Here is a 22,891-nt window from a genome sequence, read left to right as displayed (position 1 = left end):
CACGGAAGATACTGCCGAACCGCGCATGGCAAAGCCAAAGCTGGCAAATAAGCCTTGGTGAACGTTAGCAAGAAGCCAAGCCGAGGTCTTTCGCAGGGCGTCGTTGCTGGAAAACGCCCGTCATGCTGAGCGTAGCAAAGCGCAGTCGAAGCATCTCTACCGCTTCGTTATCTGTCATCTGACATACGCAAAGCGAAGGACCTTATCACATGGAAGCAAGTCGTTCCATTGGTATAAGGTCCTTCGCTTTGCGTATGTCAGAATAAACAACAACATACTGTTCTGAATTTCTCCGCTACTTCTCGCCGCCCAAAAACCGCTTCAGATGCGGGGCCGTGCGGCTTTCCTTTACATTCACAACCTCGGCCGGAGTGCCCGCCGCTACTACATGGCCGCCTTCGTCGCCGGCGCCGGGGCCGATGTCCATCACCCAGTCGGAGGCGGCTACCACGCGCATGTCGTGCTCCACCACGATGACCGTGTTGCCGGCTTCCACCAGGCCGTCGAGCTGGGTGAGCAGCTTTTCCACGTCGGAGGGGTGCAGGCCGGTGGTAGGCTCATCGAGAATGTAGAGCGAATTGCCACGCTGGGCGCGTTGCAGCTCGGTGGCCAGCTTGATGCGCTGGGCCTCGCCCCCGCTCAGCTCGGTGGCCGGCTGGCCCAGGCGCAGGTAGCCCAGGCCCACTTCGCGCAGCACCGTGAGGGCACGCTGCACGGCCGGCTCCTCGTCGAAAAACGCCCAGGCATCGTCCACGTTCAGGGCCAGCACCTCGGCAATGTTCTTGTCGCGGTAAGTTATTTCCAGGGTTTTGGCGTTGTAGCGGGCCCCGTGACAGACCGGGCAGGGCGCGTACACGCTGGGCAGAAACAGCAGCTCTACCATCACGAACCCTTCACCCTGGCAGTTTTCGCAGCGGCCCTTGGCTACGTTGAAGGAAAACCGGCCGGCGTCGTAGCGGCGCTTTTTGGCGGCGGGCGTGGCGGCAAACAGCTTGCGCACGTGGTCGAACAGGCCGGTGTAGGTGGCCATGTTGGAGCGGGGCGTGCGGCCGATGGGCTTCTGGTCCACGCGCACGAGGCGCTTGATGTGCTCCATACCGCTCACGATGTTGCCGCCGGTAGGCAGCGGTGCGGCCCGTTCCAGCGGGTCGGCTTCTTCTTCCTCGGCACCTACCTCCTGCCCCAGCTGCTCGGCCACCAGCTCCACCAGCACCTGGCTCACCAGACTCGACTTACCCGAGCCCGACACGCCCGTGACGGTGGTAAAAACGCCCAGCGGAAACGCTACAGCCAGGTTATCGAGGTTGTTGCGCGTGACGCCCTGCAGCTTAAGCCAGCCGGTGGGTTGGCGGGACGTGCGGACTTCGGCGGCGGCTTCGTTGAACAAATACCGCTTGGTCTGGGAGGCCTCGACGTCAGCCAGCCCGGCCGGAGCCCCGCTGTAGAGTATTTCTCCGCCCTGCTCCCCGGCGGCCGGACCCACGTCCACGAGCCAGTCGGCCTGCCGCACGACGTCCAGGTTGTGTTCTACCACAAACAGCGAGTTGCCGGCGGCTTTCAGGCTTTTCAGGGCTTTGAGCAAAGCCTCCGTATCGGAAGGATGCAGGCCGGCCGAAGGCTCATCGAGCACATACACCACCCCAAACAGGTTGGAATACAGCTGCGTCGCCAGGCGCAGGCGCTGCAATTCGCCCGGCGACAACGTGGGCGTGCTGCGTTCCAGGGCCAGGTAGCCCAGGCCTAGGTCGAGGAGCACGGTGAGGCGGGCGCACAGGTCTTCGGCAATGCGCTGGGCCACGATGGTTTGCTCGGGGTGGGCCGCGTCGTGGCGCTGGCGTTTGGCGGTGCCCTCGGCGTAGGGCCGTAGCAGGGTCGCCACGCGCTTGAGCGGCAGGCGGGCCATGTCGGCAATGTCGAGGCCGGCAAACGTTACGGCCAAGGACTCGGGCCGCAGGCGCTTACCCCGGCAGGTGGGACACTCGGTGCTGAGCATGTACTGCAGCACCCGCTTTTTCATCAGGGCGCTCTGGGTGGTGGCAAAGGTGTGCAGCACGTGGCGCTTCACGCCCGTGAAGGTACCCATGTAGTTCGGCGGCTCGCGGCGCTTCAGGGCCCGCTGGGTTTCCTGGGGCGAATAGCCGGGGTACACCGGCACCACGGGCTGCTCGTCGGTAAACAGAATCCAGTCTCGGTCTTTACGCGGCAAATCCTGCCAGGGCGTGTCCACGTCGTAGCCCAAAGTCACCAGGATGTCGCGCTGGTTCTGGCCGCCCCAGGCCTGGGGCCAGGCCGCAATGGCCCTTTCCCGGATGGTGAGCGTGGGGTCGGGCACCATGGTTTCTTCCGTCACTTCGTAGATGCGGCCCAGGCCGTGGCACTGCGGGCAGGCACCCTCAGGCGTGTTGGGCGAAAAGCCTTCGGCGTACACGATGCTCTGACCGGCCGGATAGTCGCCGGCCCGGGAATAGAGCATGCGCAACAGGTTGGAAAGCGTGGTGACCGAGCCCACCGACGAGCGGGTGGTGGGCGTGCCGCGCTGCTGCTGCAAGGCCACGGCCGGGGGCAGCCCGTCGATGCTATCCACCTCGGGCACGGCCATCTGGTGAAACAGGCGCCGGGCGTAGGGTGAAACGGATTCTAAGTAGCGGCGCTGGGCCTCGGCGTAGAGCGTGCCAAAGGCCAGGGACGATTTGCCGGAGCCCGACACGCCGGTAAACACCACCAAGGCATCACGCGGAATGTCAACGTCGACATTTTTGAGGTTGTGCTCCCGGGCGCCGCGCACGCGCACGAAACCGGTGAAGTTGGGGGAATCAGATGCAGAAGAAGGTGTCGCCATGAGCCGCGAAAAAGTCCGAGAGTGTATCGGTGGCTATACTACGCAAACCGCGTACGGGTTAACGGGAAGCTTCGGGGCTACTCCTAAGTGTTGGTGGATAACAGGCCAGACGCATAATCTGTCCGTAGCGCCCTTCGACTAACCTGTGTTTTCCGCCACCCGCACCAGGCTCTCCGAGTTGATGCAGTAGCGCAGCCCACCGGGCGCGGGCCCGTCCGGAAACACGTGGCCCAGGTGGCCGCCGCACACGTTGCAGCGCACCTCCACGCGCTGCATGTGGTGGCTCTCGTCGAAGAGGTAGCGGATGGCATTGCGGGCCAGGGGCTGGGTGAAGCTGGGCCAGCCGGATATGGCGTGGTACTTGGTGGCCGAGTCGAACAGGGGGCTGTGGCAGCCGGCGCACTGGTGGAGGCCGGGCTCATAGCTGCGGCAGTAGGCGTTGCGGTAGGGCGGCTCGGTGGCCTGCTGGCGCAAGACCCGAAACCGGGCCGGCGGCAGCTCCCGGGCCCACTCGTCCTCGGTTTTCTCCACGCGGTGGCTAGGCTCGGGGTTGCCGTATTTGGCGAAGGTCAGCACGTCAATCCAGCGCAGCATCGAAGCACCAACCGGCTTAGGGGTTCATCAGCAAAAACAGCAGGTTGTGGTACAGAATGCCCACTTCCCCGTCGTGGCTGCCGTAGAGGCCGGCGTCTTCCAGCAGCTCTTCCACTTCCTGATAATCCTGCACGAAGTCCAGCTCCACGTCGTCCGTGGCGTCATCCACGAAGGTGTAGGTGACGTAGCGGCGGCGCTTTTCCAGGGTCACGAATAGGCGCTGGCGGTTGGTCTGGGCAATGAGCAGCGCATCGTGGGGCTCCATGTCGCCGTCCACTGTCTGGGTATAGACAATGGTTTTCTCATTATCGGCGGCGTGGTGGAAGAAGGTGGCGGGGTCGAGGCTCATGGCAGACAATACGGATGAATGGCCCCGGCAGTGCAGCGCAGCAGTGCGCTTCGTCTCCCGTTGGCCACGCAAAGTACTACGCGGGGCGCGGCTTCGCGGGCAAAACCTTTTGCGAGAGGCTTTGCCCATAGCCCAATGCCTGCTCCCGTGACGGTGTCAGGCAACTGCGGCTACAGGGAGTAAACTTCCTATATTTCGCCCCTATGAAAAGCCTGCCACGAGGAATTTGTGCTCTGATTTTGCTATCCTTTCACTGCACAGCCCAAAGCTTGCCGGGCCGCTCCCTAACCGGGGAAGCCGAGGCCCGCGCAAGAGTGCAGTATCTGCGGCAGGAGAAATCCGGATTTTCGTCCGTTCTGTTGCCCGACCAGGCCACGGCCGTTGCCGTAGCCGAGCCTATTGTATTCAGGGTGTATGGCAAGGCCAACATTGTGCGGCAGCGGCCCTACGAAGTGTATCGGATTGACGGGTTTTGGTACATCAGCGGAACGTTGCCGGCCGGCTGTGATGGAGGCGTTTTTGAAATTATTCTGAATGCCAAGACCAGTGAGGTGCTAAAACTAACGCACGGCAAATAAGCAGACCGGGCTTCTTACGTAGTGGCGCTTCGGCCCGTGCTGCGCGTGGCCCACAGGCCCAGCAGCGGGCCGGGCGCCAGCAGCAGAAACAGGTAGCGCGCCTCCACTACATTCTGCAACGCGGCAAAGCTTTGCAGGCTCACAATGGTCAGGGCGAAACCCAGGCAGGTTACCATCGTCAGGGCGGTGCCTTTGAGGGCGGCGGGGGCCTGCTGGGCTACCAGGGCCGAAAACTGGGGCGAATCGGCCACGACGGCCATGCCCCACACCGCCAGGGCCGCCACGAAGTACGGTAGCGGCAACAGCAGCAGCACCGGGCTCAGCAGGCAGCCAAGGCCCGATACCCACAAAGCCAAGCGGGCCGTGCGCAGCGTGCCCAGGCGCCGGGCCACATAGCCGCTGGCCACGCAGGCCGGCGCCCCGGCCGCAATCAGCAAAAAAGCCAAAGCGGGTCCCAACAGCGTTATTTCGGGGTGCAGCCGGCCGTAGGTAGCCAGCAGCAGGGGCACAAAAGCCCAGAACGTGTACAGCTCCCACATATGGCCAAAGTACCCGAAGGCCGCGGCCCGAAACGGCTGGTCCTGCCAGATGCCGCGCACCGCACTTAGCTGCAGCCGGCTGCCCACGCGCCGGAACGGACCGTTGGGTACCAGCAGCCAGAGCAGCAGTCCGCCGCCCAGGGCCAGGGCCGAGGTAGCCAGCACCACCAGCTGCCAGGCCACGCCCGCCGTGAGCCAGCGCAGGCCATGGGGCAAAGCCGTGCCCAGCACCAGCGCGCCCACCAGAAACCCCAGCGCCTTGCCCAGCCCGTCGGCGTAGTAGTCGGCCGCTATTTTCATGCCCACGGGGTAGATGCCGGCCAGACATAGCCCCGTGCAAAACCGCAGCCCCAGCAGCAGTGCCGGCGTGGGCCCCGGCAGCAGCAAGCCCAGATTGGCCAGGCTGCCGGCCACGGCACTCAGCAGAAACAGGCGGGCCGGTGGCACCCGGTCGGCCAGCGTGAGCAGGGCAAAGCCGAGCGTGCCCCCGATGAAGCCCAGCTGCACGGCCGACACCATCAGGCTGAGCGAGGTACCGGCCAGGTGGGCGTCGCGCAGCAGATCGGGCAGTACGATGTTGCCGGCAAACCAGAGCGAGGTGCCGGCAAACTGTGCCAGCACGATAACCGGCAGAATCCAGGGGCGGGGTTGGGAAGTGGGTAGTGGCAAGAAGAACGGCGGGTAGGACGGAAAGGTGGGCTTTCCAGGGTGGGACGGGAATTCAAACCTACGCAAAACCCGCTGGCCTCCTTCCCCGGGCCACCACGAAACTGCCTGCCGGGCGGCGCCACTGCCCGGTGGCGGTTGTCGCCCGGCCTCAGTGGCGCCTGTTACAGCCCGGCACGGCTTATCCTACTGCAGTCTTTACAACCCAAAAGCCCTTTGCCAGCAACGTAGCAAAGGGCTTTTTGACGTAAAAAAGGGGCAACCGGACGGGAGTTAGGCAACGTTGCCCGGCTCCGCCCACCACCGCAACAGCTGAGTAACTACTCCACCAGCAGCGCCCGGACGGCCTGCTGCTGCCCGGCCTGCACGCGCAAAGAATACAGCCCGGGCGCCAGGCCCTGCAGATTCAGCTCGTGGCGCAGGCCGGCGGCGGGCAGCGCGGCCGTAGCCGTTCGTACCGTGCGGCCCAGGGCGTCGGTGAGCAGCAGCGTAACGCGGGTAGCGCCGGGCACCGCCGGCAACGACACCATGGCGCGGCCGTGGGCGGGGTTCGGGGTTAGCTCCAGGCCAGCTGCCCAGGCCGGGGCTTTCATGGACGTGGTAATAGAGCGTAGGACCGTCACGTAGCCGACGTTGGGCCGTTCGTTGGCGAGGGGAACGGCCAGGCCGAGCGTACCGAACTGCACAAACGGAGCCTGAAAATTCCCGCCGATATACAGCTCATTGCCGCTGATGGCCAGGCCGGCGGCGCTGGAGTAGGAAGCCCCGGCGGGTTGTACGGCCCAGCTGAAGCGGCCGGAGCTGCCCATATCGGTGAGCCCCGCAACGAACGTGCCCCGGCACCCGAAGCAAGGACTAGCCAGCACGGTAGAGCCCAGGGTGATGCTGCGCGCTGCTCCGTCGGAGAACATACCCGCGACGAAAACCCCGGCGGCCGAAGCCTGTATGGCATTGCCCCAGCTACTGTCGCCGCGGGGGCCCTGCACCCACTGCCAGCTGGCCTGGGCACCCGCGTCGGTGAGCTTGGCTACGTAGCAGTTCATGTTGTTGGTGCCGGTCAGGCTGCTGTTGCCAAACCGGATGGTATTCTTGTTGGCGTAGGTGCCCGTAACGTACACACTGGAGCCGTAGGCGGCGATACTGCCCGAATATTCCCACTCTGGCCCGCTCACGGGCAGCACCCAGCCCCAGGCGGCGGCGCTGCTCTGGTCGGTGAGCTTGGCCACGAATAGGTCGGCGGTAGTGGCGTATGACGAGGCTGAGTTGGTGAGCGTAGTGGTGCCGATAATGCTGGTGAGGCCGTAAAAGGAGCCGTGCAGATACACGTTGCTGCCCTCGACGGCCATGCTCGACACTTCATCGGTACTGGGCCCGCCGGTACGCTCGGCCCAGGCGTAAGTGGCGCTGGTGCCCGCGTCGGTGAGCTTGGCCACAAACAAATCGGGCGCCATCAGGCTGCTCACGGGCGCGGCGTTGGTCAGCAAGCGGCCTTCCAGGCTTAGCGTGGGGCTGGAGAACATACCCGTCAGGTAGAGGCCCGTCGGAGTGGCCGCCAGGGCCGTTACTTCTTCGTCGCGGGTGCTGCCCACTCCTTTGCTCCAGGCAAAGCTAGCGTTGGTGCCCGCATCGGTGAGCTTGCACACGAAGCCATCCTTGCCGCCCGCCCAGTCGAGAGAATCACTGCCGAACCCGGCCCGGCCCGTGTCGAAGCTGCCGCCCACGTACACGCTGCTGCCCTGCACGGCCAGCGCCCTGACGTTGTCGTTGCCGCGGCCGCCCGCCCGCTGGGCCCAGACGAAGGTGTTGGTCGTGCTGTTCCATTTGGCAATGAACACGTCGGCCTGGGCACTGCTGGTGAGGGTGGTGCCGTCGAGCTGAATGGTGCCGCTAAAGCTGCCCGCCAGATACACGAAGCCCTGGCCGTCGGCGGCTGTGGCGTCCACCCGCGACCAGCTGCGGGTAGCCGGAACTACGGCCGCGGCCCGGTGCCACGTCGGGCTTTGCCCAAACGCCGCGCCGGGAGTCAGCAGCGCGGTAAGCAGCAGCCCGCGCAGGAAGCGGGCCGGGAAGTAGAGGTTGGGCATACGAATTCGGAGTAGGAGTTAAACAATAGGTTGGTAGTAGCGCCCAAAAATGCGGCGTGGAAAGCACAGCGGAAACTACTTGCTAGATACTGCTTTTACTCCAACAACGGGCACCTCCTACCCTCCTACCCTCACTCTACCCCCGCCGCTTCCGAAACGCCAGGTAGTCGAGGTAGTAGAGGATTTTCACCGACACCGAGTTGTTGTGGGGCGTGTTGATGGTGTTGCTCAGGTTGCTGAAGTAGAGGGGCGTAAACTCGTTGGCCTGAATGTCGGGGCTGTTGGCGTTTTTCCAGACCACGCTGATCTGGGAGCCGGGCGCAAACCACCACGCGTACACCGCGTCCACGTTGAAGGCATTGTAGGTATTGTCGCGGGTGCGCCGGTAGTCGGCGGGCGTTTCCTGGCCGCCGGGCGCCAGGGTCACGAAGTCGAAGTAGCGCACGTTGCTGGTGTAGTGGCGGGTGCGCAGCGTGAGCGACATGCGGTTGGTGAACGTATAGGCCACCGACACCACGTTGGCCACGGTGCTCACGGCGCGGCGGCCCAGCAGCACCTGGCCCAGAAACGGCCGGTCCAGGGGCTGCGCCTCGTCGAGGCCGCCGTTCACGTAGCCCACTTGGTTGTTGCTGCGGCTCCAGTCGAGGCTGTAGCGAAACGTCAGGTGATTATTGACGCGGTAGCGCGGGTAGGCCCCGAAGCTGTAGCGCATGCGGCGCGGCCGGTCGAGGCGGGCGTCCTGGGCAAAGTGCTGGATGCCGGCATTCAGGCCGTAGGAAAACCGCTTGCGCGTGTCGGAGTTCAGGAACGCCACGAAATCGGTGTAGGCCGGCACCCGCACGAAGTACTCGCCCAGCGGGCTGGTGCGGGGCTCGAAGAAGTCGTGGGTCTTGGCGTTGTAGCTCAAGTCGTAGCCGATTTGCAGGAAGCTCTTGGTGAAGGTCGTGTTGAAGCCATTATAGAAATACAGGCTCTGGTAGCGCGTGGGCTTATAGAGCAGGGCCTGCCCTACCTGACCAAAAAAGGCCATGTTGTTCACCTTCCAGAAGGGCTTATAGATGCGGTAGGCCACGTCGGCGGCCTGGCTGATCTTGTTGTTGCCGAACAGGATGCCCAAATCGTTGGGGTTGTAGCGGTCCGACTCGATGGTGTGGTTCAGGCCCCAGGTCAGGTTGCCGCTGATTTTGCCCAGGCCCACGGCATACTTAAACCCGTCCTGGTCACTGACCTGCTCGTCTTTGCCGAACACAGTGCCGCGGCGGCGCGAGTATACCAGGCTGCCGTCGATGGAATAAGCATTGTGCTTGTCGTTGAAGCGGAACAGGCCGCCGGTCACGTTGGCGTCGTAGGTGCGGCCAAAGCGGGTGACGTTGGTGTTAATCAGCGACACATAGGAGTTGTTTTTCAGGCTCTGATCGAGCACGGCAATGCTGTAGTTGCTCAGCGGCTGGGTGGCTATCTGGCGCTCCTGCCCCGTTTCGTCGTTGCGGACGGTGGCGTACATATCGTTGCTCACGGCGTTGAACAGGCCGATGCCCAGCCCGCTTTTCGTCCGTCCTGATACCTTGGTAGCGTTCAGCAGCTGGGTTTCCGAGGGGTTGCGCACCAGCTTTTCGCCCTGGCCGGCCTTCACTTCATAAAAGCCGATGGGGGTGGCGCCCACGCGCCGCGAGTAGAACAGATTGCCCTTGCTGAACAGCTCGGTGCCTTCGGTAAAGAACTGCCGGTTTTCGGCAAACTGGACCTCGAAAGGCGAGAGGTTGAGCACCTGATTGTCGCTCTGCACCTGCCCGAAGTCGGGCACCAGGGTGGCGTCCAGGGTGAAGCTCTCGTTGATGCCCCACTTAATGTCGGCCCCGCCGTTGAAGCTGGTAGTCGTGCGGCGCGTGCCCTCGGCGCTGAGCGGGTTGTGGTTCACGTAGCTGCTCACGTAGGGTGTGAGCGAGAGGCGCAACGGCGGCTGCACGTCCCGGATGCCGCGCAGGTCGCCCCACTGGTTCACGAAGCCGTTCACGGCCGGCTTCACCTCGTTCCAGAAGTACTGGGCGTTGTCGCGCTTGCGCTGCCGGGCAAAGTTGAGGCCCCAGAGTTGCTCGGCCTGCTTGCTGAAGCGAATGGCCGAGTAGGGAATCCGCATTTCGGCGTACCAGTCGGTGCCGCGAATAGTGGTGCGCGCATCCCAGACGGCGTTCCAGTTGAAATCCTCCCCGCCCGCCGGCGAGTAGCGTGCGTCGTACTGCACGCCGGCCGGCGTCACGCCGAAGTTGTAGCCGTTGAGTTGGTCGTGGTAGGTATCGAGGAAGATGCAGAACAGGTCGGAGTTGCCAAACTGGTCCCGGGCCGTCATTTCGCGCAGAATCGAGTCCGGCGACACGTCGTGCATCGCGGCCCCGATGTAGAGGTTATTGTCGTCGTAGAGCACGCGCACCTCGGTTTTGTGGCGCTCGGGCACGCCCGGGTTGGGCCGCTGCTGCACAAAGTCGGTGGCTACGGGCGCCTGCTGCCACACCGTCTCATCGAGCACCCCATCGAGCTTGATGACCTCGGTAATGCGCACAGCCTGCAGCTGGCGCTTGGGAGCCGCCGTAGCCGCGGCCGCAGCAATCGGAGCTGTGCTCTGGGCCTGAGCCGGCAAGATGAGTCCGAGCAAGCAGCCCAGCAGGAAAAGCAACAGCCGCAGCGTAGAAGGGAGAGTCATAGCGAAAGTGAGTAGAGGCTGGTCGTGGATGGGCGCCCCAGAAAGCCCCTGCCGCAAGGGCAAAGCGCAGCCCGGCAGCCGCAAAAGCGGCGCTGAAGCATTCTGAAGCCAGGAGTTGAAGGGCAGCGGCGGCGCCAGTCCGGGGTGGCGCTGCCAGCCGCGAGGCAAGCGTGTGAAGCGTGAGAAAGTGGGGGTTCTGCGCCTGGACACCGCCCGCTTTTCGAAAGGTTACAGCCCGGCCCGAATTTTATTCAGAATTGATTTCCCGTCGGCCTGCCCTTCTGCGCTACGCCCAAAAAAAAGCCCCGCTCACGGGCATGAGCGGGGCTTTTTTCGGGTAGTTCGGGCAAAGCTACTTGCCGTCCATCAGGTTATAGATAATCCAGAGCAGGGAAAGGACGGCCATGGCGTACCAGCCCCATTTGCTGTAATTGTCTTCGGGAACGTCGTCCCGTTTGGGTCGGAGCTTCAAGCCGGGCAGCTTCATCGTATCGGGTCTACGGAATGTTAAGGATAGTCCTTTACATACGTAGGCACCGCAGCAGATTGTTCCCGGTTTTGGCTCCTGCGCCGCTACGCTTCTGCCTAGTAGGCGGGCACGGTTTCTTCCAGCAGCTCGGCCAGCTCCAGCTCTTCTACCGGGGGCAGGGCCATAAAGCGGCTCTCGTGGAAATTGGCCTCGGGAAAGCCCGGGGCCACTTCCGCGTTGCTGATTTCGGCCAGCGTAATACCAAAGCCTTTGTGCGTGTCGTAGAGGCGGCGCACGGTGTAGATGGGGCCGCGCTTGGGCGTCTGGATGTTGGGGTTCTGCACTTGCAGCAGCATAAAGTCGTCGTTGGTGCACACCACGGGCTGGCCAACGTGAAACAGGGGGGATTTCATAGTGCAAAGATAGGACAAGCAGCGCGTTGCAAAGAACAGATTACGGGCGCCCGGCCATTTTATACCCCCGCGGCCAGCATCCGGTGGATGTCGGCAAAGCGGGGCCGCTGCGCCGCCGGGGCCAGGCAGCGTTGGCCGAGCGCCTGCAGCGGGGCTGTTTCCGCTTCGCCCAAGGCTTCGCAGTGGGCCAGCAGCTCTTCCAGCAGGCACCCAAAGGCCCGCACTTCCAGACTTTGCAACGCCTGGGCCACGGCCGCCTCAGCCGGGTCGAAAAAGCTGGCCGCGCCAAAGTCGCTGAGCAGGCACTCGCCCGCGGCGGTGGTCAGAATATTGTGGGCGTACAAATCGCCGTGCAGAATACCGCGCTGGTGCAGGTGGGCGGCCGCCGAGGCAATGCCGCGGGCAATATTGAGCACGGTGCTCAAGCTGAAGCGGGTACCGGCGGCATACACGTCGCGGGTGCAGCTGCTGAAGCTGGGCGGGCCGGCCAGAATCCGGAATTCGGGCGCTATGAGTTCCAGCACCAGCCCTTCGGCCCCGCCGGGGTGCTCTGTAATCCGGCCTTCCACCGTCGTGAGCTGGGGGTGGGCGCCGGCACTGATGCAGGCCACCATTTCGCTGTGGGGCAGTCCGTCGCTGGTTACGGCGCCCTTGAACACTTTCACGGCCACTTCCCGGGCGGCGGCGGCAGTCGGTTGCCAGCGGGCCTGCGAAATCACGCCCGAAGCGCCTTCGCCCAACACCCGGCTCACCGCCAGCTCGGGCCAGGGAATGCGGCGGATGGGATGCCGGGCTTCGGCCTCGGCCTCGGCAGCGGCGCTGAATGGGTTGCCGGCGTAGGCCAGCCAGGTCAGGCGGGGCAGCTCCAGCAGCCAGGCGGGCAACTCCGGCAGGCGGTTGGCGGCCAGGCGCAGCAGCTCCAGACTGGTGCAGTGGCGCAGAGTTTCGGGCAGGCTGGTGAGCTGGTTGCCGGCCAGCATCAGCTTCTGCAGCCGGGCGCACTGCCCAATTTCCGGGGGCAGCTCCCGCAGCTGGTTGTCGGTCAGAATCAGCCAGCGCAGATGCCGGGGCAGAGCCGCGCCGGGCAGGGTGTGAATCTGGTTGGCCTTGAAGCCGACCATGCTCAGCTGCTCGCACTGACCCAGCACTTCGGGCACTTCGGTAAAGCGGTTGTCGGAGCAGAACAGGATGCGCAGCCGATGGAGGCGGGGCAAATCGGCGGGCAGGGCGGCGAGCTGGTTGCCGGTCAGGTTCAGGACTTCCAGCGTATCGGCCAGCTCAAAAATCTCGCGGGGGAATTCACTCAGGCCGCAGGAAAGGTCGAGGCGGGTGGCGCCAACTAAAGCGCCGCTGCGCAGCTGTTCGAGGGTGTGCATGCGGGCAAAGGTCGGCAAGGGCGGCCGGACTGACATACTTTTCCGACCCGGAACCTGACAGGAGCGCCACACCCAGGGCAGTTGGCGGGCCGGAACAATAATTGATAAACCGGTGTGTTGCTGCTGTACACTGGTTACACTGGCGACAGACTTCGGCGCAGCCGCGTCGGCCCACCGGCCCACGCGGCAAGTCTCCAGACTTGCCCCCCTTGCGCAACTCAACCCGGCTTTCCGTGTTATCTTCCCAATTCTAATTCACCCTCCACCGGCCCGTTGCCCATGCCCAAACTGTCTGCTTCCGGTAAATTCTTACTGGCCAATACCTTTCTCACCCTCAGCCTGGCTGCCTTCGTGACTCCCACTTCCAGCGTTGCCCAAACCCCGGCCCCGGCCTCCAGCGCGGCGGCTAATCCGCTGCTCATGGCCTGGGAAGGGCCCTACGGCGGCGTGCCAGCCTTCGATAAAGTTCAGGTTTCGCAGTTCAAGCCGGCCCTGGAAGCCGGCATGGCCCAGAACCTGGCCGAAATCCAGGCCATTGCCAGCAGCAAGGAGGCCCCTACCTTCGACAACACCATTGCCGCCCTGGAGCGGGCCGGCCAGCGCCTCGACGAGGTGCAGACCGTGTACGGCATCTGGTCGGGTAGCCTGAGCACGCCCGACGTGCAGGCCATCCAGCGGGAAATGGCCCCGCGCATGGCCGCTTTCGGCGACCAGATCAACCAGAACGAGGCCCTGTTCAAGCGCATCGAGGCGGTGTATAACGCGCCCGAGAAGAAAAAGCTGACGCCCGAGCAGCAGCGCCTCACCTGGATTTACTACAACAACTTCGTGCGCTCCGGCGCCAAGCTCGACGCCGCGGCCAAAACCCGCCTGTCGGCCATCAACCAGCAGCTAGCGGGCCTGTTCACGCGCTTCAGCCAGAACGTGTTGGCCGATGAGCAGGACTCGGTGCTGGTACTCAAAACGCCCGCCGACCTGGGCGGCCTTTCGGCTTCGCTGAAGACCGATGCTGCCGCAGCCGCCACCAGCCGCAAGGTTTCGGGTGCCGCCGGCGTTATCACCAACACCCGCTCCAGCGTGGAGCCCTTCCTGACCTACTCCGACCAGCGCAAGCTGCGCGAGAAGGCCTGGCGTATGTTCTACAACCGCGGCGACAACGGCGGGGCTCATGACAACAACGCTATTATCAGCGAGATTCTACAGCTGCGGGCCGAGCGGGCCAAGCTGCTGGGCTACGCCACCCACGCCCACTGGCGCCTCGACAACACGATGGCCAAAACGCCCGAAGCCGCCATGCAGCTCATGGAGCAGGTCTGGACGCCGGCCGTGGCCCGCGTGAAGCAGGAAGTGGCCGACATGCAGGCCCTGGCCCGCAAGGAAGGCGCCGGCGCCGACTTCAAGATCGAGCCCTGGGACTACCGCTATTACGCCGAGAAAGTACGCAAGCAGCGCTACGACCTCGACCAGAACGAGGTGAAGCAGTACCTGCAGCTAGATAAGATGCGCGAGGGCATGTTCTGGGTGGCCGGCGAGCTGTTCAACTTCTCGTTTGCGCCCGTGACCAACGTGCCCGTGTACCACCCCGACGTGAAAGTGTGGGAAGTGAAGGACAAAACCAGCGGCAAGCACGTGGGCTTATGGTACTTCGACCCGTATGCGCGGCCCGGCAAACGCTCGGGGGCCTGGATGAACGCCTACCGCAATCAGCAGCGCCTCGACGGCAACGTGACGACCATCGTCTCGAACAACTCCAACTTCGTGAAGGGCAAGGACGGGGAGCCCACGCTCATTTCCTGGACCGACGCCACCACCCTGTTCCACGAATTCGGCCACGCCCTGCACGGCCTCTCGTCGAACGTGACCTACCCTACTCTCTCGGGTACCAGCGTGGTGCGCGACTACGTCGAATTCCCCTCCCAGCTGCTCGAAAACTGGCTGCCCACGCCCCAGGTGCTGAACCGCTTTGCCCTCCATTACCAGACCGGCAAGCCGATTCCGCAGGCCTTGGTCGACCGGATTGAGAAGGCCTCGACCTTCAACCAGGGCTTCGAAACCACCGAGTTCCTGGCCAGCGCCCTGATTGACATGAAGCTGCATTTGGCGGGCTCGCAGAAGATTGACGCCGACAAGTTTGAGCGCGAAACCCTGACTCAGATGGGCATGCCCCGCGAAATCGTGATGCGCCACCGCACCCCGCAGTTCTCGCACGTGTTTTCCTCGGATGGCTACTCGGCCGGCTACTACAGCTACCTGTGGTCGGTGGTGCTGGCGGCCGATGCCTACTCGGCCTTCACCGAAGGCGGCGGGGCCTACGACAAAGCCGTGGGCAAGCGCCTGACCCAGAACGTGTTTTCGGTGGGCAACACCGTGGACCCGGCCGAGGGCTACCGCAAGTTCCGGGGCCGCGACCCGAAAATCGATGCGCTGATGAAGGAGCGCGGCTTTCCGATGAGTGGCAGCAAGGCAACTACTGCCCCGGCCAAGAAAGCTCCGGCCAAGAAAAGCTAGCCGCCCGCAAGGCCCGAACTACCGCACCAAACAGCCGCCCCTGGGTTGTGCCGCTCCTTCCGGACGGCCCGCCCGGGGGCGGCTTTTTTGCGGGCCGGGTAAGCAGCAACGTGTCGATTCCGAGCCGGTTTTTCAAAAGCAGGAGCCGGCGGGGAAGACTAAACTGTGGACTTCGCAAGTCAGGTAGTTTTACCTGAGAATAGTTTCGGCAAAAGATCGTGCTTTACGTCTTCTCCGCCCTTAGTTTGTGAGCTGCTTAATCTGTACCGGCTCACTCGTTTTCCTTTCGATAAAATCTGAGCATTGCCGGGCCGGACCCTGGGTGTTAAGCGCCAGTACTCGTATTCGTCTGCCTTCATTCTTCCTCCTTATTTTCTCATACGTATGTCCCTGCCAACTACCTCCCAAGACATTTCGGACCTGCCCGCCGCGGCCCTGGCTACCCGCGTGCCCGGCCAGCCGCTGAGCGCCAGCACCACTACCCTGGTCAGCGACCTGGGCAACCAGCCCTGGCAGGATATCTATCAGCTGGGCAAGGGCGTCAATGCCGTGACGGGCATTCTGTGCGGGCACGCGCTGGAGCCCTCCACCGTGACGCCCGCCCAGCACAAGGATGCGCACACGTCCTTTACCTCCGTGACCAGCACCAGCGACGTTGATAGTCTGATTACGGCCTCCGCTAGCGCCACCTATAACATTGGCGGCCTAAGCATGAATGCCTCCAGCGAATATCTGAGCCAGGTGAAGCAATCCAAGATGGATATGACTATTCTGGCCACCTACGAGGTATTTTATAATGATTATGACGTCCTGGCTCCGGCCGGGCTGCAGTTTACGGGGGATGCCAAGCAGCTGCTGGACGCGGGTCGGTTTGAGGACTTTCGCAAGCTCTACGGCGACTATTACATTGGCGGCTACAAGCGCATGGCTACTTTTCGGGCCATCTATACCATCAGCACCACCTCGGAAGAGACGCTAGACCAAGTTAAAGCAGCCATTGGAGCCGAGGTGCCGGACATGTTTACGGCCGAGGGAGAAACTGCCTTTAAAAAGGCCATTGCCAACAAGGACGTGGCCATGAGCTTCGACCTGGATATGCACGGTATATCTCCCACGGCCGCAGAACAGCCCAGCGTGCCGGCCGGCATCGATACCATGCAGCAGTATCTGAAGTGGTTTCAGGATAACAACTCGCCGGTGCCCGACCGGGCCGAGCTGATTCACTACAGCCAACTCGACAACCGCATTCCAACCACGCTGCCCATTAGCCCGGATGTCTTCACGGCTATTGGCCTACTGTATTTCAATACTTACCGGGTGCAGATTATGCACCACTCGTTGCCCCCGACCTGGCAGGACACCTACACCACCCAGGTACATACGCTGGCGGCCACAGTCAATGCCAACGCCCAAAACCTGGCGGGCGACGCGCCCACGCTGGCCGCGCTGAGCACGCAGGCCACTACGCTGCTCACGAATATCAACAACCTGACCCAGCGTTACATCTTTCTGCACGCTATCCGGGCCATGCAGGTAGTGGAGCCCGGTATCGGCGACGACTACGGGCAGGATTCGTCCCGCACCTTTGGCAGCATCGTCTACCCCAACGCGGCCAACGACCCGGCTTTTGTGATTCAATCCAGCTCGGTCAACAGCTGGCAGGACTGGGAATCGGGCCACGTCGACCACGATTTTTCGCTCCCCGTCAGCGGCCCCATCATCCAGTGGCAGCTGCAGCGCAACAAGGACGACGACGGCATGTGGTGGAAAAATTCTCAGCTCAACAATACCAGCTTTATCCTGCTGAACAACAATGCCAACATTCACTGCCACTCAGATTTCGACCGGGGCATCAATAACACACTGACCGTGTGGTTTGTCGATAAGTCGTTGGTACCCAACTATACGCCCGGCGTGGTGGCCGCCGCAGCCCCGGCCGCGGAGTAGCCCAGCCCGCCCAGCCCGTATTCTGAAAGCCTCCGGCCGTAGCCGGGGGCTTTTTTGTTCGATAACGCCATCGGGCCGCCGTATCTTCGGGGCGCGGCAGCCGGTTTTTTCGGCCGCTGCTTCTTTGCCCACGCCGCTCGTTCTGCCCGTATGCCCGACCCCTTGGAAATGCTGCCTGATCCGGAGCCGGGCCGCCACCGCTACCTGTTTGCGGGCGCTACCATTGCCACGCTTACCAGTGCCGAGGTGGCCCGGCACGGCCCCGCGCTGCCCCCCGCCGACTACCGCGCCCTCACTGCCATTCAGCCCCAGACGCTGACGCTGAACTTCGGCACGTTTACCAGCCCCACTCCGGCCGGCGGGCCGGCGTTTCTAACCGTGGTGGTGGAGCAGCTGCCCCAGGGCCTGTTGCTGGTCTGCGGCTGCGCGGCGCCTAAGGCCGGTTTGTGCGAGCACGAGGCCCTGGTGCTGCTCAGCATTCTGGAGCGCCGGGAGCTGCGCGTGTTTTTCGACCCGCACCAGCGCCGGGAGCTGCTGCGTGCCACCGCCCGCGACTACGGCCTGGAAAATGCCGTCAGCCTCGACACGCATTTTGAGCTGACCTACAGCCGCCCCACGGTACTCGTGATGCCCCGGCAGGCGGGCCTCTACCCCGTCACGACGGCCAGCACCCAGGCGCTGGTAGGCCAGCTGCTACCGGCGCCCGTGGCGGCCGGGCCCGCTGGGAGCCAGCGCCTCGTGGTATTTGGCAAGCACCGGTACTACGGCCACCTGACCGTGCAGCTGGCCGAGGCTACGCTGACGGTGGCGGGCAAGGTGAAAAACCCCGTGACGGTGCTCAACCCACTCGACAGCCTGGGCACCAGCGACAATCTGGCTCAGCTGAAGTTTTATACCGGGCTGGCCCGCTTTCAGCACAACTACGACGAAAACCGCTCGACCGCGGCCGTGCAGGCCCTGCGCGCCATCGTGGACAACCCCGAGGGCCTGCCGGTCTTTGCCCATAATTCGGCCGTATCCGACAAGCTGACGGGCCCGGCCCTCACGCCCCTGCAGCTGCACTGCGCCCCTACCGAGCTGCACCTGCAGGTAAGCCACAAAAGCGAGTTTTATGAAGTAGCCGGCCAGCTGCTGCTCGACGGCGAGCCGGTGGACCTGAAAACCGTGGCCATTCGTTACGAGTATTTCGTCGTGGTGCGGGAGCGGCTCTACCTGCTGGAAGACCTGGACGTGTGGCGCGTGCTAGAGTTTTTCAGGAAGCGCAACAACACCCTGCTGATCCACCAGAGCAAGTTTGGGGAGTTTCAGCGCGACGTGCTGGCCAATCTGGAAGACCGGATCCGCATCAGCTACTCCTACGTGCGGCCGGCCACCCGCCGGCAGCTGGCCGGCAGCGGCTTCGACCAGGTCCCCGAAAAGCTGCTCTATCTTTCCGATGCTGGTCTGGGCGTGGAGCTGCTGCCCGTGATGCGCTACGGTACGCGGGAGGTGTCGGTACTCTCGCGGCGGCAGCTGCTGGCCACCGACGAGCTGGGCAAGCCTTTCGTGGTAGCGCGCGACACCCAGGCCGAAAGCCAGTTTATCACGGTCCTGCTGCGCCACTACCCCGAGTTCCAGGAGCAGCTGCAGCAGCAGGCCCTACACGTGCCCAAGGCGCTGTTCTTGCAGGAAGAGTGGTTTCTGACGGCCTTCGAGGACTGGCGGCAGGAGCAGATTGCCATTCTGGGCTTCAACCAGCTCAAGAATAACACCCTGAACCCGCACCGGGCGCGCATTTCGGTGCGCGTAACGGGCGAAAACAACTGGTTCGACACCAAGATCGGCATCCGCTTCGGCACCCAGAAAGCCTCGCTCCGGCAGGTGCAGCAGGCCATTCGCAACAAGAGCCACTACGTGCGCCTCGACGACGGTACCCGCGGGATTCTGCCCCAGGAATGGGTCGAGCGATTCGCGGAATACTTTGCCGCCGGCGACGTGGTCGACGACCAGATTCGCACGCCCAGCATCAGCTTCCGCCTGATTCAGGAACTCTACGACCCCGAGACGCTGGACGACGCGGCCCGCGCCCGCCTGGCCACCTACCAGGCCGCCGTGGCCGACTTCACCGGCATTGCGCCCGTAGCGGTGCCGTCCGGGCTGCAAGCCACGCTGCGCGAGTACCAGCGCCAGGGCCTGAACTGGTTGAATTTCCTGGACACCTTCGGCTTCGGAGGCTGCCTGGCCGACGATATGGGCCTGGGCAAAACCATTCAGGTGCTGGTCTTTATCCTGCTGCAGCGTGCCAAGGGCCACACGGCGGCCAACCTGGTAGTAGTACCCACTTCCCTGGTGTTCAACTGGCAGGCCGAGGTCGAGAAGTTTGCGCCCAGCCTGCGCGTACACGTGCTGCACGGGGCCCTGCGCCGGGCCGAAGCCGCGCAGTTCGACGCCTGCGACATCGTGCTGACGACCTACAACACGATGGTGTCGGATATCCGGCAGCTGCGCGACTACGCGTTCAACTACGTGTTTCTGGACGAGGCCCAGGCCATCAAGAACCCGGAATCGCAGCGCTACAAAGCCGCCCGGCTGCTGCAGGCCCGCAACCGCGTGGTGCTGACGGGCACGCCGCTGGAAAACAACACGCTCGATATTTACGGGCTGCTGTCGTTTGCCTGCCCCGGCCTGCTGGGCAGCGCCCGCCACTTCAAGGACCTGTATGCCGGGCCCATCGACAAGTTCAAGGACGAGCGGCGGGCCCGGGACTTGCAGAAGCTCATCAGCCCGTTTGTGCTGCGCCGCACCAAGGCCCAGGTGGCGCGCGAGCTGCCCGCCAAAACCGAAATGGTGCTGTACTGCGAGATGGGTGCCGCCCAGCGCCGCGTGTACGACGCCTGCAAAAAGGAGTACCACGACCTGCTGATGGGTGTGCACGAGGACGCGCCGCGCAAGGAAAGCATGCACATTCTGCAGGGCCTCACCAAGCTGCGCCAGATCTGCAACTCCCCCGCCCTGCTGCCCGATGAGGCCGACTACGGCCGCGAATCGGCGAAGCTGGAGGCCCTGGTAGAGGAAGTGCGCGCCAAAGCCGGGCAGCATAAAATCCTGATTTTCTCGCAGTTTGTGAGCATGCTCAACCTGATTCGGCAGGAGCTGCAGGTGCACGCCATTCCCTTCACCTACCTCACCGGCCACACCAAGGACCGCGCCGCCACCGTGGCCCGGTTTCAGATGGACGACTCGGTGCGCGTGTTTCTGATCAGCCTGAAAGCGGGTGGTACCGGCCTCAACCTCACCGAAGCCGACTACGTGTATTTGGTGGACCCGTGGTGGAACCCGGCCGTGGAAAACCAGGCCATTGACCGCAGCCACCGCATCGGGCAGGACAAGAAAGTGGTGGCCGTGCGCCTGATTTGCCCCGACACAATTGAGGAGAAAATCATGACGCTGCAGCAGAGCAAGCGGGAGCTGGCCCAGGAGCTGGTGCACACCGATCTGTCGTTGGTAAAGGCCCTGAGCCGGGAAGATCTGCTGGATCTGTTTCGCTAAGACCTCCCGGAATAGTACCACCTAAGGGCCAGTAACGCAGCCTGCGCCGCAAGTTGCCCTGACGCCCACACCCGATACATCTGCGGTATTCGTCGGTAATACTTTCCGGACTGTCGATTACTGGCGGGATGCTGGGATGGAGAAGTACAAATTCGCCTATCCTCATCAGCACCCCAACCACACTCCCCCTGTCATGGAAAGAAAGAACTTCCTCAAGAGCCTGCTGGTCGGCGCCGTTTCGGTGCCCGCGCTGCTGTCGGCCTGCAGCAAAGACGACGTGACGCCCGACACGGCTTCGGCGGGCACTACGGGCGGCACCGGCACGCCCGGCAACTGCGCCGTAGCGCCCACCGAAACCGAGGGTCCTTTCCCCACCAAGGCGCCGGCCTCCTTCGTGCGCAGCGACATTACCGACGGCAAGACGGGCCATAAGCTGACCGCCCGCATCACCATTGCCAATAGCAACAGCAACTGCGCGGCCCTGGCCGGCGCCATCGTCGACATCTGGCACTGCGACGCTGAGGGTAACTACTCCGAGTACGGCGGCAGCAGCATGCAAAGCACCAACTACACCGGCGTCCACTTTTTGCGCGGCCGCCAGGTCACCGACGCCAACGGCCTAGTGACGTTTACCAGCATCTTCCCCGGCTGGTACTCGGGCCGGGCCACCCACATTCACGTGCACGTGTACTCGGCCAGCGGCACCTCGCTCAAAGTCACCCAAATTGCCTTTCCCGAGGGCGCCGGCACGGCCGTAGCGGCCGTCAACGGCTACGCGAAAGGGTTGAGCGGCTACACCACCAACGCCAAAGACAACGTGTTCAGAGACGGGGTAGCCCAGGAGCTGGCCACCGTGACGGGCAACACCACCGAGGGGTTTCAGCTGGCCATTTCCTTCGCCGTTGCGGCGTAACTTTGAATGTGCGAATGTGGGGAATATGGTTGAATGTGAGAAATATATCCTTGCGAGGACAAAGGACATTCCGCGTCTCCTCGCAAGGGCACAAGCTCAGCACTAGCACCTGAGCACATTAATCATCAGCACATTCACATGCCCCGTATTATCACCCTCTGCTACCGCAAAGTCATTGATGCTACCTCCAGAAAGCCCTGGGACAAGCTCGTGTTTGCGGACACTTACACCGAGTTCCGGATGCAGGCCCCGAACTTCAATCCCGGGCAGCAGTACCGCTCCTTTGGGCAGCTGTTGCAATATGTGCCGGGCGCCGAGCAGCTGCATTTCCTGGTCAGCGCGGCCGTGCGCGGGTATCTGCAGCAGCTAGGGGGCCTGGTGCCCGACGTGCCCGACAACCTGGGCCGGCACTTTCTACGGTTCAGCCAGTTCCAGTTTGAAATCATCAACTCCGACCTGCTCGACCAGAGCCGGCACCAGGTAGCGGTGAGCTTCTACTCCGAGCCCCTGCTCTGGCACGACACCATCGGTACCTACCTGCTGGTATCGGCCGCGGAAGCACCGGCTACAGCTGGCGCTGCCCTGCCGACCAGCCTGTTTCAGCTGCCGCCCTTTCTGAGCATTTACTCCCTGCAACCCTCCGTTTAGCATGATCCAGCAGACTCCGGGCCGCATTTACCTGGCCGACCAGCGCGGCCTGACCGAAACCAGTCGGTTCCGGCGCCACAGCACCTTCAACTTCGACGGCTACCAGCAGGAGTTTAAGGAGCCCTTTGGCCGCTTACGGGCCCTAAACGAGGAAACCCTGGCTGGCGGCCACCGCCTGGAGCTAACGGCCGAAACCGCCTCTTTGGTACTGGTCCTGCCCATCATTGGGGCCGTGGGCGTGGCCGGAGGCAGCACCGTGGCCACAGTGCAGGTGGAGGAAGCGCAGCTGCTGCACCTGCCCGCGCAAAGTGTCATCAGCTTTACCAACCTGTACGAAACGGAGCTGATCAGCTTCCTGCATATCTGGCTGACGGCCGCAGACTTTCCGGCCCCGCCGCAGCTTTTCTCTTTCGACTTTCAGGCTTTGGAGAATAATCTGGCGGTCATTGTATCCGCCGCTGCCCAAGCCGGCATTGCGCTGAGCCTGGGCCGGTTTGCGGGGCGCCAGGAAGCCGTTTATAGCCCTCAGAATGCTGAGGCCCACTTGTTTGCCTTCGTGCTGGCCGGTGCCTTCGAGGTGGAAGGCCGCCTGCTCCACGAAAAGGACGGCCTGGCCCTATGGCAGGCAGCGGCAGTAGAGCTGGAAGCCCTGAGCAACGACGCGCTGGTGCTGGTGCTGGAGTTTTAAGGCTTTACTCTTCGTATTAAAACGTCACTCCGGGCCCTGCGAGGCATCTGGCGT

General features: G+C 63.3%; 16 protein-coding genes. 7 read left to right on the top strand and 9 right to left on the bottom strand.

The window, feature by feature from the left end:
- Positions 1 to 295: 295 nt before the first annotated feature.
- The 3 genes from uvrA to LGH70_RS10370 all read right to left on the bottom strand — a co-directional run bounded on the left by uvrA (position 296) and on the right by LGH70_RS10370 (position 3,782).
- Entirely contained in the window at positions 296 to 2,839 is a 2,544-nt protein-coding gene (gene uvrA, locus LGH70_RS10380; protein WP_226185206.1) for an excinuclease ABC subunit UvrA, read from the bottom strand.
- Positions 2,840 to 2,977: 138 nt separating this feature from the next.
- Positions 2,978 to 3,433, bottom strand: a complete 456-nt coding sequence (msrB, locus tag LGH70_RS10375) for a peptide-methionine (R)-S-oxide reductase MsrB (protein ID WP_226185204.1) — start codon at positions 3,431 to 3,433, stop codon at positions 2,978 to 2,980.
- Between the two features lie 16 nt (positions 3,434 to 3,449).
- A complete protein-coding gene (locus LGH70_RS10370; protein ID WP_226185202.1) occupies positions 3,450 to 3,782 on the bottom strand; it encodes a hypothetical protein in 333 nt (110 codons plus the stop codon).
- A 269-nt stretch (positions 3,783 to 4,051) separates the two neighbouring features.
- Between LGH70_RS10370 and LGH70_RS10365 the strand changes: the two genes are divergently transcribed.
- A complete protein-coding gene (locus LGH70_RS10365) occupies positions 4,052 to 4,360 on the top strand; it encodes an NTF2 fold immunity protein (protein WP_226185199.1) in 309 nt (102 codons plus the stop codon).
- A gap of 14 nt (positions 4,361 to 4,374) precedes the next feature.
- Here the strand turns inward: LGH70_RS10365 and LGH70_RS10360 are convergent, their stop codons facing one another.
- The 6 genes from LGH70_RS10360 to LGH70_RS10340 form a co-directional block, all read right to left on the bottom strand.
- A complete protein-coding gene (locus LGH70_RS10360; protein ID WP_226185197.1) occupies positions 4,375 to 5,568 on the bottom strand; it encodes an MFS transporter in 1,194 nt (397 codons plus the stop codon).
- 317 nt (positions 5,569 to 5,885) lie between these two features.
- Positions 5,886 to 7,649 carry a T9SS type A sorting domain-containing protein gene (locus LGH70_RS10355; RefSeq protein WP_226185195.1) on the bottom strand — a complete coding sequence of 588 codons (1,764 nt, stop codon included), beginning with the start codon at positions 7,647 to 7,649 and terminating at the stop codon, positions 5,886 to 5,888.
- A gap of 136 nt (positions 7,650 to 7,785) precedes the next feature.
- Complete coding sequence (locus LGH70_RS10350; protein WP_226185192.1) at positions 7,786 to 10,347, bottom strand: DUF5916 domain-containing protein; 2,562 nt, start codon at positions 10,345 to 10,347, stop codon at positions 7,786 to 7,788.
- A gap of 352 nt (positions 10,348 to 10,699) precedes the next feature.
- Positions 10,700 to 10,834 carry a hypothetical protein gene (locus LGH70_RS23615; protein ID WP_262905299.1) on the bottom strand — a complete coding sequence of 45 codons (135 nt, stop codon included), beginning with the start codon at positions 10,832 to 10,834 and terminating at the stop codon, positions 10,700 to 10,702.
- A 98-nt stretch (positions 10,835 to 10,932) separates the two neighbouring features.
- Entirely contained in the window at positions 10,933 to 11,229 is a 297-nt protein-coding gene (locus tag LGH70_RS10345) for a hypothetical protein (RefSeq protein ID WP_226185190.1), read from the bottom strand.
- A gap of 59 nt (positions 11,230 to 11,288) precedes the next feature.
- Positions 11,289 to 12,605 carry a leucine-rich repeat-containing protein kinase family protein gene (locus LGH70_RS10340; protein WP_226185188.1) on the bottom strand — a complete coding sequence of 439 codons (1,317 nt, stop codon included), beginning with the start codon at positions 12,603 to 12,605 and terminating at the stop codon, positions 11,289 to 11,291.
- Between the two features lie 279 nt (positions 12,606 to 12,884).
- Between LGH70_RS10340 and LGH70_RS10335 the strand changes: the two genes are divergently transcribed.
- The 6 genes from LGH70_RS10335 (at position 12,885) to LGH70_RS10310 (ending at position 22,837) form a co-directional block, all read left to right on the top strand.
- On the top strand, positions 12,885 to 15,113 hold the full coding sequence (locus tag LGH70_RS10335; protein WP_226185186.1) for a M3 family metallopeptidase: 2,229 nt from the start codon (positions 12,885 to 12,887) through the stop codon (positions 15,111 to 15,113).
- 384 nt (positions 15,114 to 15,497) lie between these two features.
- Positions 15,498 to 17,060 (top strand): hypothetical protein, encoded by a 1,563-nt coding sequence (locus LGH70_RS10330; RefSeq protein WP_226185177.1) that lies wholly within the window; start codon positions 15,498 to 15,500, stop codon positions 17,058 to 17,060.
- A 150-nt stretch (positions 17,061 to 17,210) separates the two neighbouring features.
- Positions 17,211 to 20,588 carry a DEAD/DEAH box helicase gene (locus LGH70_RS10325; protein WP_226185172.1) on the top strand — a complete coding sequence of 1,126 codons (3,378 nt, stop codon included), beginning with the start codon at positions 17,211 to 17,213 and terminating at the stop codon, positions 20,586 to 20,588.
- Between the two features lie 193 nt (positions 20,589 to 20,781).
- A complete protein-coding gene (locus LGH70_RS10320) occupies positions 20,782 to 21,501 on the top strand; it encodes a dioxygenase family protein (RefSeq protein ID WP_226185162.1) in 720 nt (239 codons plus the stop codon).
- Positions 21,502 to 21,639: 138 nt separating this feature from the next.
- A complete protein-coding gene (locus LGH70_RS10315; protein ID WP_226185160.1) occupies positions 21,640 to 22,149 on the top strand; it encodes a hypothetical protein in 510 nt (169 codons plus the stop codon).
- Between the two features lies 1 nt (position 22,150).
- Positions 22,151 to 22,837 (top strand): pirin family protein, encoded by a 687-nt coding sequence (locus LGH70_RS10310; RefSeq protein WP_226185158.1) that lies wholly within the window; start codon positions 22,151 to 22,153, stop codon positions 22,835 to 22,837.
- The last annotated feature ends 54 nt before the right edge of the window (positions 22,838 to 22,891 follow it).

Source organism: Hymenobacter nitidus (genome assembly GCF_020447315.1).
Classification (GTDB): domain Bacteria; phylum Bacteroidota; class Bacteroidia; order Cytophagales; family Hymenobacteraceae; genus Hymenobacter; species Hymenobacter nitidus.
The sequence above is the reverse complement of the archived record's forward strand: the minus strand, read 5'-3'. Positions and strand labels throughout refer to the sequence as shown.